Origin of the sequence: Pseudomonas sp. MYb13 (assembly GCF_002980075.1) — a bacterium.
Classification (GTDB): domain Bacteria; phylum Pseudomonadota; class Gammaproteobacteria; order Pseudomonadales; family Pseudomonadaceae; genus Aquipseudomonas; species Aquipseudomonas lurida.
Genome location: NZ_PCQI01000001.1, coordinates 473,533 through 485,970, shown reverse-complemented (window position 1 = coordinate 485,970; position 12,438 = coordinate 473,533). Strand labels below are relative to the sequence as shown.

At 62.6% G+C, this 12,438-nt stretch carries 10 protein-coding genes; 5 read left to right on the top strand and 5 right to left on the bottom strand.

The window, feature by feature from the left end:
- Window positions 1-24 precede the first annotated feature (24 nt).
- Window positions 25-1,224 (top strand): MFS transporter, encoded by a 1,200-nt coding sequence (locus CQ002_RS02255; protein ID WP_105163013.1) that lies wholly within the window; start codon window positions 25-27, stop codon window positions 1,222-1,224.
- A 304-nt stretch (window positions 1,225-1,528) separates the two neighbouring features.
- The gene (gene ilvD, locus CQ002_RS02250) at window positions 1,529-3,370 is read left to right on the top strand and encodes a dihydroxy-acid dehydratase (RefSeq protein ID WP_034109998.1); all 1,842 of its coding nucleotides are present in this window, start codon (window positions 1,529-1,531) and stop codon (window positions 3,368-3,370) included.
- Window positions 3,371-3,489: 119 nt separating this feature from the next.
- Here the strand turns inward: ilvD and CQ002_RS02245 are convergent, their stop codons facing one another.
- The gene (locus CQ002_RS02245) at window positions 3,490-4,548 is read right to left on the bottom strand and encodes a hypothetical protein (RefSeq protein ID WP_034110000.1); all 1,059 of its coding nucleotides are present in this window, start codon (window positions 4,546-4,548) and stop codon (window positions 3,490-3,492) included.
- Between the two features lie 241 nt (window positions 4,549-4,789).
- On the opposite strand from CQ002_RS02245, the gene CQ002_RS02240 reads away from it, so the two are divergent.
- Window positions 4,790-6,181 carry an L-cystine transporter gene (locus tag CQ002_RS02240; RefSeq protein WP_034110002.1) on the top strand — a complete coding sequence of 464 codons (1,392 nt, stop codon included), beginning with the start codon at window positions 4,790-4,792 and terminating at the stop codon, window positions 6,179-6,181.
- Window positions 6,182-6,275: 94 nt separating this feature from the next.
- Here CQ002_RS02240 and CQ002_RS02235 read toward each other — a convergent pair whose 3' ends face one another.
- Window positions 6,276-6,788, bottom strand: coding sequence for a dihydrofolate reductase (locus CQ002_RS02235; RefSeq protein WP_105163014.1), 513 nt, complete (start codon window positions 6,786-6,788; stop codon window positions 6,276-6,278).
- Between the two features lie 69 nt (window positions 6,789-6,857).
- Here CQ002_RS02235 and CQ002_RS02230 point away from each other — a divergent pair, with 69 nt between their 5' ends.
- On the top strand, window positions 6,858-8,237 hold the full coding sequence (locus CQ002_RS02230) for a DUF2868 domain-containing protein (RefSeq protein WP_069078492.1): 1,380 nt from the start codon (window positions 6,858-6,860) through the stop codon (window positions 8,235-8,237).
- Window positions 8,230-9,597: a DUF3482 domain-containing protein gene (locus CQ002_RS02225; protein WP_105163015.1), complete on the top strand. Its 1,368-nt coding sequence runs from the start codon at window positions 8,230-8,232 to the stop codon at window positions 9,595-9,597. Before CQ002_RS02230 ends, CQ002_RS02225 begins: the two co-directional genes overlap by 8 nt.
- On the opposite strand, the gene CQ002_RS02220 is transcribed toward CQ002_RS02225, so the two are convergent.
- The 3 genes from CQ002_RS02220 to CQ002_RS02210 form a co-directional block, all read right to left on the bottom strand.
- Window positions 9,594-10,148 carry a phosphonate degradation HD-domain oxygenase gene (locus tag CQ002_RS02220; protein ID WP_105163016.1) on the bottom strand — a complete coding sequence of 185 codons (555 nt, stop codon included), beginning with the start codon at window positions 10,146-10,148 and terminating at the stop codon, window positions 9,594-9,596. The two genes, CQ002_RS02225 and CQ002_RS02220, sit on opposite strands and share 4 nt — an antisense overlap.
- Entirely contained in the window at window positions 10,148-11,281 is a 1,134-nt protein-coding gene (locus CQ002_RS02215) for a TIGR03364 family FAD-dependent oxidoreductase (RefSeq protein ID WP_034110012.1), read from the bottom strand. Before CQ002_RS02215 ends, CQ002_RS02220 begins: the two co-directional genes overlap by 1 nt.
- Window positions 11,282-11,407: 126 nt before the next feature.
- Window positions 11,408-12,430 carry a putative 2-aminoethylphosphonate ABC transporter substrate-binding protein gene (locus CQ002_RS02210; protein ID WP_034110014.1) on the bottom strand — a complete coding sequence of 341 codons (1,023 nt, stop codon included), beginning with the start codon at window positions 12,428-12,430 and terminating at the stop codon, window positions 11,408-11,410.
- Window positions 12,431-12,438 lie beyond the last annotated feature (8 nt).

Genomic DNA, 12,438 nt, shown 5'->3' with positions numbered 1-12,438 from the left:
GAATTACTCCGGAAAACAAAAACAATGTCTGAGTCCACTTGTTCGCCCCCTCTCAGTGGCGAGATAAAGCGCCAACAACTGTCTCGCTTCATCCTCATCACCTGCATCTCCCTGATCAGTTTTTTCCCGATCAATATCCTGCTGCCCTCCTTTCCCGCCCTGGCTGAAAGGTTCGATACGCCCACCGCCGAGGTCGCGCTGTCCATCAGCCTGTTCACCCTGGTCTTTTCCATTTCCCAACTGATCACCGGCCCACTGTCGGATAAATGGGGGCGCAAGGAAGTCCTGCTCGGCTGCATCACGCTGTCGATCCTGGGCGCTATCGGTTGTGCACTGGCGACGGACTACCTCGCCTTTCTGCTGTTTCGAGGCGTCCAGGCCATGGGTTGCGGGTTCTTTGTACTGGGCCACGCGCTGGTGGAAGACCTGTTCGACGAGCAAGACCGCGCTCGAGTGCGCCTTTATTACATGACACTGAGCGGCTCATTCGTCGCGCTGTCACCGTTGATCGGCTCCTGGCTGCAAACCACGTTCGACTGGCAAGGCAGCTTCTACGGCTTTGCGCTGATGGCTGCGGGCATGCTGATCCATGCGGTGTGCATACTGCCTTCCAAGTCCGCCAGCCCGCACTGTGAGCCGGTGTCCATCCTCGGCACGCTCAAGGCTGTCGCCCGCAACCGCGACTTCATACGCCACTGGTGGATCGCCGCGCTGGTGTTCGCCTGTTACTTCGCCTTGATCAGCGTGACGCCGTTGATTTTCATGGATGCGCTAAAGCTCTCCGAATATCAGTACGCGCTGGTGCTGATGGTGTATGGCATGGCCTATCTACTGGGCGGTGTGGCGGCCTCGTACCTGCAAAAGCGGATTTCGCTGTCCAGGCAGATCAATATCGGGCTGGGACTGTTGTGCGTCGCTGGTGTGCTGTTAACGCTGATCGTCAGCCTGGACGCCATCACCACTGTGACGTTGCTCATGCCGATGTTGATCAGTGCACTGGCTGTGACCCTGGTTCGACCGGCGGCGATTTCTGCGGCGATGCGGCTGTTCTCAAGCAGCGCGGGCACTGCCGCCTCGGCGGGCAACAGCATCATGTTCCTGACGGCTGCCTTCAGCAGCGCCGCCCTGGCACAAACCGGGTCCAACCTATTGATCACCATCGCCCTGAGCTTCATCGCCTTTAGCGTGTGGGGCTGGCTCACCAATGCCAGAACCGGACACTGACCCATCGCTATCGTCGGCAAGCCGGCGCCTGCAGTGGGTCGTGCGCCTCCCGCATGTCCCGTAAGCGCCATCTTCACGGTTCCGGCCATTCCCTCCCGGCGCCAGCGGTGTAGAATCGACCCTATTCATCGCCAGTCATCCCCCGGCGGGTTTATGAGCTCGAGGCCCAAGCAAGCGGCGATCCCGCGACGCGAGTGGCAACTTCCGGACACACGGCCATTTTTCGGGTGTTCCAGACGTCAATAGAAGCTCACTTCCCCTTTAGCACCTGATTAGCACCTGATTAGCCGCCCGGAGAGCTCCAATGCCCGATTACCGCTCGAAAACATCCACCCATGGCCGCAACATGGCCGGCGCGCGCGCACTGTGGCGTGCCACGGGGATGAAAGATGACGACTTCAAGAAGCCGATCATCGCGATTGCCAACTCATTCACCCAATTCGTACCCGGCCACGTCCACCTCAAGGACCTGGGCCAACTGGTCGCCCGCGAGATCGAACGCGCCGGCGGCGTCGCCAAGGAATTCAACACCATCGCCGTCGATGACGGCATCGCCATGGGCCATGATGGCATGCTGTATTCCCTGCCGAGCCGCGAGATCATCGCCGACTCCGTGGAGTACATGGTCAACGCCCACTGCGCGGACGCCATCGTGTGCATCTCCAACTGCGACAAGATCACCCCTGGCATGCTGATGGCCGCCCTGCGCCTCAACATCCCGGTGATCTTCGTGTCCGGCGGCCCGATGGAAGCCGGCAAGACCAAGCTCGCCTCCCATGGCCTCGACCTGGTCGACGCCATGGTCATCGCCGCCGATTCCAGCGCTTCTGACGAGAAGGTCGCGGAATACGAGCGCAGCGCATGCCCTACCTGCGGTTCGTGCTCCGGCATGTTCACCGCCAACTCGATGAACTGCCTGGTGGAAGCCCTGGGCCTGGCCTTGCCGGGCAACGGCTCGACACTGGCCACCCACAGCGACCGCGAGCAACTGTTCCTGCAGGCCGGCCGCACCATTGTCGAGTTGTGCAAGCGTTACTACACCGAGAACGATGAGTCGGTGTTGCCGCGCAACATCGCCAACTTCAAGGCGTTCGAAAACGCCATGACCCTGGACATCGCCATGGGCGGTTCCACTAACACCATCCTGCACTTGCTCGCTGCGGCCCAGGAAGCCGAGATCGATTTCGACCTGCGCGACATCGACCGCCTGTCCCGTCACGTGCCACAACTGTGCAAGGTCGCGCCAAACATCCAGAAGTACCACATGGAAGACGTGCACCGCGCCGGTGGGATCTTCTCGATCCTCGGCTCCCTGGCCCGTGGCGGCCTGTTGCACACCGACCTGCCGACCGTGCACAGCAAGTCCATCGCTGAAGGTATCGCCAAGTGGGACATCACCCAGACTGACGACGAAGCCGTGCACACCTTCTTCAAGGCCGGTCCGGCGGGCATCCCGACCCAGACCGCCTTCAGCCAGTCGACCCGCTGGGACACCCTGGACGACGACCGTGAAAACGGCTGCATCCGCAGTGTCGAGCATGCCTACTCGCAAGAAGGCGGCCTGGCCGTGCTGTACGGCAACATCGCGCTGGATGGCTGCGTAGTGAAAACCGCCGGTGTCGACGAATCGATCCACGTATTCGAAGGCCGCGCCAAAATCTACGAAAGCCAGGACAGCTCGGTACGCGGCATCCTCGCTGACGAAGTGATGGAAGGTGACATCGTCATCATCCGCTACGAAGGCCCGAAAGGCGGACCGGGCATGCAGGAAATGCTGTACCCGACGTCTTACCTGAAATCCAAAGGCCTGGGCAAAGCGTGCGCCTTGCTGACCGACGGCCGCTTCTCCGGCGGCACCTCGGGCCTGTCCATCGGCCACGCTTCCCCGGAAGCCGCTGCAGGTGGCGCCATTGGCCTGGTGCAGGATGGCGACAAAGTGCTGATCGACATTCCGAACCGCTCGATCAACCTCTTGATCAGCGATGAAGAACTGGCGGCACGCCGGGTCGAGCAGGACAAGAAGGGCTGGAAGCCGGTCGAGAAGCGTCCGCGCAAAGTTACCACCGCGTTGAAAGCCTATGCCCTGCTGGCCACCAGTGCCGACAAGGGTGCTGTGCGTAACAAAGCGATGCTCGACGGTCTGTAAGCCTCGCGCATAAAAATGCCCCGCCAGGTGCGGGGCATTTTTTTGCCTCAAGAAAACCTCCAGGGCAATGAGAACCTAGATGTGGGAGCGGACTCGCCCGCGATGCAGGCGAGTCGGTCTTACTGAATCTCGTCCGGCTTGACGATCACCCAATTTTTATCCGCCGTTACCGGCAACCCTTCCTTGGCCTGCGCCGCGGCATGCTTGGCAATCATGCCGTTGAGCTGGGTCATGTATTTGTCCTTGCGGTTGATCCACAGGTGGATGCCGCCCTTGGCCACGTCCACATCATGGAACAGCATGTAGCCGTCGCTGGTCGGGGTATCGCCACCGACGATCACCGGCTTTTTCCACTCGTCGATGTAGGTCAGGATCGCCGCATGCTTGCCCGCCATCCAGGTGGCTGGGGTCCACAGGTACGGGGTCAGTTCGAGGCCGAGGTTGGCCTTCTCGTCATAGTTGCCGGCGGTGATCTGCTTGCGCGCGGTAGTCAGTTCGCCGGTCTTGCGGTCCTTGAGCAAGGTGGTCACGCCGATGACGTTCTGGGGTTTGACGTTGTAGCCGTACTTCGGATCGGCGGCGACCATGCGCACCAACTCCTCCGAGGCGGCGGTCATCACATACACCTCGATGCCGTTTTCCATCAGCTTGTTGTACAGCTCGGCCTGGCCGGTGAAGACCTTTGGCGGCTGCACTTCGGACTGCTTTACCACGTCGCCTTCGAAATAGCTGACGGGCACGGGCTTGCCGGAGGCCATCAGCTCATCGACCTGCACTTTGAGCTCCTTGAGGGTGAACCCCGAGAACACCTGGGCGACCCATGGGTAGCAGACCATGTCGTCCACTTCGCAGAGGCGATAGTAGTAACTGAACAGACTTTCCTTATGGTCGGCGGTGTCTTTGAACGGCATAAGCTTGAGCGACGGATCAAGGCTGTCGCGGGTGATCAGGCCCTTGTTTTCCATGTAGGGCAGCAAGGACTCTTCGAGGTCGTAGCGGTAGCTGGTGTTGTCCATGTCGAACACCGCGTAATTACCCTTGTTGGCGTTGGCGGCGATCATTTTGTTCAGTTGCTCGGCGGCGGGAGCCGGCCAGTGTTTCAGCTCGGTGGCGGCCATGGTTTGTCCGGCAAGGCCCAGACACAGCGCGGCGGCAAACAATCTCGAAGCGAGCTTCATATGCGTTTTCTCCCTGAGTTGAAAACATCGACGCTAACAAATCCCTGTGACAGTTACCGCCCGAGCACGACCGCCTGCGTCGTGATTGCGCCAGAATCATGCGCGTGAGCGTCAAATGCTTATTCCAAAAACGACAGTCAACATTCCATATCGGTATTAAATCAATATATTTCAAGCTGTTAGGCTTGCCGGTTCGCAATCGCAGGCTCACGCGATTGGCTGCCTTCTCAACGGAGCTTCAATGAATCTGCCCCTGATTCTCAACTTACTGGTGTTCGTGGCCCTGCTGCTGGGCCTGGCACAAACCCGTCGCACTCATTGGAGCCTTGCCAAGAAGGTGCTACTTGCCCTCGTCCTTGGTGTGGCATTCGGGACCGTCCTGCATACGATCTACGGCGATGGCAACCCGGTGCTCAAAGCCTCCATCGGTTGGTTCGACCTGGTCGGTAACGGCTACGTACAACTGCTGCAAATGATCGTGATCCCGCTGGTGTTCGCCTCGATCCTCAGCGCCGTGGCGCGCCTGCACAACGCCTCGTCCCTGGGCAAGATCAGTTTCCTCACCATCGGCACCCTGCTGTTCACCACCGCAATTGCAGCGCTGATCGGCATCGGCCTGACCAACCTGTTTGGCCTCACCGCCGAGGGGCTGGTGGCCGGCACCCAGGAAATGGCGCGCCTGCAGGTGATCCAGAGTGATTACGCCGGCAAGGTTGCCGACCTGAATATCCCGCAACTGCTGCTGTCGTTCGTGCCAGCCAACCCGTTCGCCGACCTGGCGCGGGCCAAGCCGACCTCGATCATCAGCGTGGTGATTTTCGCTGCCTTCCTGGGGGTTGCCGCGCTGCAGCTGCTCAAGGATGACGTGGAAAAAGGCCAGAAAGTGCTCAATGCCATCGACACCCTGCAAGCCTGGGTGATGCGCCTGGTGCGCCTGGTGATGAAGCTGACGCCTTACGGCGTACTGGCGCTGATGACCAAGGTGGTCGCCGGCTCCAACCTGCAGGACATCATCAAGCTCGGCAGTTTTGTCGTGGTGTCGTACCTGGCCCTGGGCCTGATGTTTGTGGTCCACGGCCTGCTGCTGTCGCTGGCCGGGATCAATCCGCTGCGCTTCTTCCGCAAAGTGTGGCCGGTGCTGACCTTCGCCTTTACCAGCCGCTCCAGCGCGGCGGCGATCCCGCTGAGCATTGAAGCGCAGACCCGTCGCCTGGGCATCCCGCAATCCATCGCCGGCTTCGCCGCTTCGTTTGGTGCGACCATCGGCCAGAACGGCTGCGCCGGTCTTTACCCTGCAATGTTGGCGGTGATGGTCGCGCCGACCGTGGGCATCAACCCGCTGGACCCACTGTGGATCGCGACCCTGGTGGCGATTGTGACCCTGAGTTCGGCCGGTGTGGCCGGGGTGGGTGGCGGTGCGACCTTCGCCGCGCTGATCGTGCTGCCGGCCATGGGCTTGCCGGTGTCACTGGTGGCACTGCTGATTTCCGTGGAGCCGCTGATCGACATGGGCCGTACGGCGTTGAACGTGAATGGTTCGATGACGGCAGGCGCGATTACCAGCCAGGTCATGGGGCAGACGGATAAAGAGCTGCTCAATGCCGATGAGCATGCGGAATTGGCGCAGGCCTGACAGACCGCTATCGCAGGCAACCCAGCGCCCACATTGAACCGGTTTTTTCAGTAGTACTCGGTCAACTGTGGGCGCTGGCTTGCCTGCGAGGCGCTTAGGCTTTTTCCCAGACTTCGAAGTTATACGCCGGCTTGTCACCCTCAGCCGCATTCTCGACATTCGACACCAGCGTCCACTGGTTCAAATCAAACTCGGGAAACCACGCATCGCCGTCCGGGCTCAACGCCACCCGCGTCAAATACAGGCGATCCGCCTGCTCCAGCCCTTGGGCATACAACTGCGCCCCGCCGATCAGCATCAGCTCATCCACGCCCTGCGCCTTGGCCCATTCCTCAGCCCGCTCCACTGCTGCGTCGAGGGACGGAAAAACTTCCGCACCTTCCAGCGCCAAGCCGGTCTGACGGCTGACCACTATGTTCAAGCGCCCCGGCAGCGGTCGGCCCAGGGAATCCCAGGTCTTGCGCCCCATGATGATGGGCTTGCCCAGGGTGGTGGCCTTGAAATACTTGAAATCCCCCGGCAAATGCCAGGGCATGCTGTTGTCGACGCCGATCACACGGTTTTCACCGAGGGCTGCGATCAGGCTTAAAGGGAGAGTTTTTTTCATGGCGACGAGAATACCAGAGGTGCGAGTCAGCGGTTATGCTCCAGGCTCACTGATACGACAGGATGGCGCGTGACTGCACTGACCCCGCTGCACACACTTTGGCTGACAGAAACCGTGCGCCTGCGTGAAGAACACGCCGGCCCCCTGGAAGACCTGGAAGCCAACCGCCTGGCCCGCACGGCCGGCGGCGACCTGCCGACGCGCATCCAACAGCGCGCCCTGCACTTGGCCGAACGCGACGGGCTCACGTCCGCCCTCACCCGCTGGCTGCAGGGCGCACGCCTGGCGCTGGTGCTGCTGGCCATCGTCGCCGTGATCAGCGGCGCCGGCCTGGGCTTTGCTGCACTGGGTAATGGCTTGGCCCCGGTGAATGTGTTCTGGGCCCTGGGCAGCCTGCTCGGCTTGAACCTGATCCTGCTGATCAGTTGGACGCTGGGCCTGCTGTTTGCCGGCGAACACAGCGCCAGTCTCGGGCGCCTGTGGTTGTGGCTCAGCGAAAAGCTCGCCCGTGACGCCAAGGCCGCCCAACTGGCGCCCGCGCTGTTGCTGTTGCTACAGCGCCAGAAACTCAATCGCTGGGCGGTGGGTGTCCTGGTCAACAGCCTGTGGTTACTGGCGTTGCTCAGTGCGCTGGTGATTCTGCTGACACTGCTCGCCACCCGCCGCTATGGCTTTGTGTGGGAGACCACGCTCCTGGGCGCCGACACCTTCGTTGCCGCGACCCAGGCGCTCGGTGCCCTGCCCGCGCTGCTCGGTTTCAATGTGCCAACGGTGGAGATGATCCGCGCCAGCGGCGACTACGCCTTGAATATCGAAAGCGCCCGCCAAGCCTGGGCCACCTGGCTGGTGGGCGTGCTGCTGGTCTACGGCCTGCTGCCACGATTGATCCTCGCGCTGCTGTGCCTGTGGCGCTGGCAGCGTGGGCGCGCAGCCCTGCGCCTGGACCTCAACCTGCCCGGCTACAGCCAATTGCGCGAACGCCTGATGCCCAGCAGCGAGCGCCTTGGGGTCAACGATGCTGCGCCCGAACAGCTGCACCACGTCAGCGGCGGGGTCAGTGAACTGGAAAGCGACGGCGCCCTGCTGGTCGCCATCGAACTGGACGACCAGCACGCCTGGCCACCCAAACTGCCAGCCAGTGTGAAGAACGCTGGCATCCTCGACAGCCGCGAATCACGCAACAAACTGCTGGAACAACTGACGCGCTTTCCGCCGGCACGCCTGGCCATCGCCTGCGACCCACGGCGCTCGCCCGACCGCGGCAGCCTGGCCCTGATCGCCGAACTGGCACGCAGCGCCACCGCCACCCGCGTGTGGTTGCTGCAAGCGCCGCCGGGCCAGGCCCTGGACGCCGAACGCCTGGGCGACTGGCACGCCGCGCTGCAACAGCTTGAACTGCCGTTCGCTGATTGCGCGCCGCTGAACTGGCTGGAGACCGGTCATGACTAAGCCCCTGAAACTCGCCGTGGTCGGCCATACCAACGTCGGCAAGACCTCGCTGCTGCGCACCCTCACGCGTGACGTGGGCTTCGGCGAAGTCTCCCATCGCCCCAGCACCACGCGGCATGTCGAAGGCGCGCGGTTGTCAGTGGATGGCGAGGCCTTGCTGGAGCTGTACGACACGCCAGGCCTTGAAGACGCCATCGCCCTGCTCGATTACCTGGAGCGCCTGGACCGCCCCGGCGAACGCCTCGACGGCCCGGCACGCCTTGCGCGCTTCCTTGAGGGCAGCGAAGCCCGCCAGCGTTTCGAACAGGAAGCCAAGGTGCTGCGCCAACTGCTGGCCTCGGACGCCGGCCTGTACGTGATCGACGCCCGCGAGCCAGTACTGGCCAAGTACCGCGACGAGCTGCAAGTGCTGGCCAGTTGCGGCAAACCGTTGCTGCCAGTGCTCAACTTCGTCAGCAGCAGCGACCACCGCGAGCCGGACTGGCGCGAAGCCCTGGCCCGTCTTGGCCTGCACGCGCTGGTGCGATTCGACAGCGTGGCACCGCCGGAAGACGGCGAGCGGCGCCTGTATGAAAGCCTCGCCTTGCTGCTGGAACACGCGCGGCCACAGCTGGAGCGGTTGATTCTTGACCAGGAGGCTCAACGCCAGGCGCGCCAGCAAAGCGCCGCGCGGTTGATCGCCGAACTCTTGATCGACTGCGCCGCCTGCCGCCGCAGCGTGGTCACCGAGGATGAACAGCAAGCCATCGGCGACCTGCGTAAAGCCGTGCGTCAACGCGAACAAAAATGCGTGGAAGCCTTGCTCAAACTGTTCGGCTTTCGCCCGCAGGATGCCGCCGCCAGCGACTTGCCCTTGCTCGATGGGCGCTGGGGCGATGACTTGTTCAACCCCGAAACCCTCAAGCAACTGGGCGTGCGCGTCGGCGGTGGTATCGCCGCAGGCGCGGCCGCGGGTGCCGGTGTGGATCTATTGGTCGGCGGCCTGACGCTCGGCGCCGCCGCCCTCGCGGGTGCGATTGCCGGGGGCGCGCTGCAAACCGCGCGAAGCTATGGCAGCCGGCTGCTGGGCAAGATCAAAGGCCACCGAGAGTTGACCGTCGACGACAGCGTATTGCGCCTGCTCGCCCTGCGTCAGCGCCAGTTGCTCAAGGCGTTGAACCTGCGCGGCCATGCGGCGATGCACAGCATCAAGGTCGATACGCCCCAGGACAAAACCTGGCGCGAAGGTAAATTGCCCGATGCGGTGCACAAGGCCCGCGCCCACCCGCAATGGTCGTCGCTCAACCCCCACGCCAAACTCAGCCAGGCCGAGCGCCAGGAACAGGTCCAAGCATTGGCCCTGCGCCTGGACGAAACCTAAGCCGCCAGCACCTGCCGAGCCTTGGCCTTGAGCACTTCAAGGTCGAGCACCGGCACGTGCATTTCCTTGGCCTGCTCGTCCCACTGACGCAGGCGCAAACTCACGGCGTACAGCGGGTCCTGTTCGAATGCCTGGGCTTCCCTGGCACTCATCACACCGCCCTGATAAGCCAGGGTACGGCGGCTGGCTTCGCTCAAACGCGCGTAGTAGTCGGGCTGGCTGTAGGTCAGGTAGCGTTTGGCCTGAACGTGGTATTCCACCAGCGTGGCCATGCGCTCGCTGAACCCTGCGCGGCGCAGGTAATCCGCGCCCAGCCGCTCATGGCTGACCACGCCATAGCCCCCCATGTTCTCGCCCCCGTGGCCGCAGAGGTGGCCGATATCGTGGAAAAACGCTGCCAGCACCACTTCATCATCAAACCCCTCGGCCATGGCCAACTGCGCCGCCTGGGACATATGCTCGAGCTGCGACACCGGCTCGCCGATGTAGTCCGCCGTGCCGTGTTTCTCGTACAAGCCGAAGACGTCGGCGATCGCCTGCTCTGGGTTCATCACGCGGCCCCCCACAATGCGGTGATATTGCGCTCGGCCATCGCTGGCCCCACGCTCATGCCTACGCCAGTATGCATCAACGCCGCGCTCACCCCTGGAGCAGCCCGCAGGAAGGAAAACGGTCGCGGCCCGCGCGAGCCGTAGACGCCCTGCCAGCGTTCGACCACCTGGATCTTGCAGCCCAGGGTGTGCTCGGCCAGTTCGATCATCCAGTCGTCGATCTGCTCGGCATTGAACGGCGATGCATCGCTGCCGTAATCATGGGAGTCGCCAATGATCAGTTCGCCATAGGGCGTCGGGCTGATCAGCAGGTGGATGCCGTGTTCGTGCAGATGCGGCGACTCCCGCAGGATCTGCGCCTGCACGGGCGCGGCCTGCGGCAGGTCGGCAAAAGCGCCGTAATGCACACAGCTCAGGCCGGTGAGCAAGGCGTGTTGCAGGTTCAGGTTCACGGCTGGCCGCGCGCGGAGCATTTGCAGGCGGCAGATGCCTGGGTTGAGTTCGGCGATCGATTCAGCCAGCAGGGTTTGGTAATCGTGGCCGGAACACACGATGATCTGCTCGCCGCGAAAACTGCCCGCCGTGCTGTGCAACTGGCCCGGTTCAACGTCACGCACCAGGGTGGAGAAGTGAAACTCCACCTTGAGTTCACGGCGAAGATAGTCGATCAGCGCCGGGATCGCCTCGCGGGAATACAGCTGCTGATCGTCCTTGCCGTGCAGCGCGGCGCGATGATGACGGAACTGGCCGCCGTAGAGATCCTTCATCGCTGCACCTTGCAGCAGTTCGACGTTGTAGCCGTGCTCTACGGCGCGACCGGCGCAGAAGGCTTCCAGCAGATGCTCCTGCGCTTCGGTGCGGGCGAACAGGTACGAGCCGTTGCGCTTGAGCTGCAGACCCGAGCGCTCAGCCCATTGCCCCCAGATATCACGGCTTTCCCGTGCCAGGTCGAGCATCGGCCCCGGCGGTTGGCCGGTGACCAGTGCCTGGCCAAAGTTGCGCACGGACGCGCCCAGTGGCGTGGCGCTGCGCTCGAACACCTTGACCTTGAGGCCGCGCCTGGCGGCGGCGTACGCATGGGACAGGCCGAGTATGCCGGCGCCGATGATCAGCAGGTCGCTGTGGTGTGTCATGTCGTGATGTCCTGTATTCGAGACCGCCATCGCGGGCAAGCCCGGCTCCCACAGTTTGATGGGTGAATACCTGCCAACGTGGGAGCTGGCTTGCCTGCGATGAGGCCATCAGCCCTGACGAAAGCCTTACTGGCCCGCCACTTTTTCCGACTTGCCGTCATAGCGCTTGCGCCACTCGGCCAGGATGCTGTCGCGGTTCTTCGACGCCCAGGCGAAGTCATTCTTGATCAGGCGCTGTTCATAGTCGGCCGGCAACTCGGTCTGCGGCTTGGCAATGCCGGGCTGGGCGAGGACGGCGAAGTTGTCCTTGTACAGGTCCATGGCCGCTGTGCTCGCGGAGAAGTCGGCGAGTTTTTTTGCCGCGTCGGCGTGGGCGGTACCCTTAATCACGGCAGTTGCTTCGATGTCCCAACCCAGGCCTTCTTTTGGCAGGATGATGTCCAGCGGCGCGCCCTGGCGCTTGAGTTGAACGGCCGGGTATTCGAAGGAAATCCCGATCGGGAATTCACCTGAAGCCGCCAGCTTGCACGGCTTGGAGCCGGAGTGAACGTACTGGCCGATGTTCTGGTGCAGGTCGTCCATGTACTGCCAGCCTTGTTGCTCGCCGTAGGTCTGCAACCAGGCGCTGACGTCCAGGAAGCCCGTGCCGGAGGAGGCGGGGTTGGGCATGACGATCTTGCCCTTGTACTCCGGCTTAGTGAGGTCCTGCCAGCTCACCGGCTTGGTCAGGCCCTGTTTCTCGGCTTCGACGGTGTTGAAGCAGATGGTCGCGGCCCACACGTCCATGCCGACCCAGGCGGGTGGGTTGGCGGCGTCGCGGTAGTTTTTGCCGATCTTGTCCAGATCCTTCGGCGCGTAGTTGTCCAGCATGCCTTGCTGGTCGAGGATCGCCAGGCTGGAGGCGGCCAGGCCCCAGACCACATCGGCCTGCGGGCGAGCTTTCTCGGCCAGCAGCTTGGCGGTGATAATGCCGGTGGAGTCACGCACCCATTTGATCTCGATGTCGGGGTTGGCCTTTTCGAACGCCTGCTTATAGGTCTTCAACTGCTCGGCTTCGAGGGCCGTGTACACGGTCAATTCGGTCTTGGCGAAGGCATTCAGGCTGAATGCAGTGAGTACGGCAGCGACCAGCGCCAGGGGCTTGAACATGGAACACC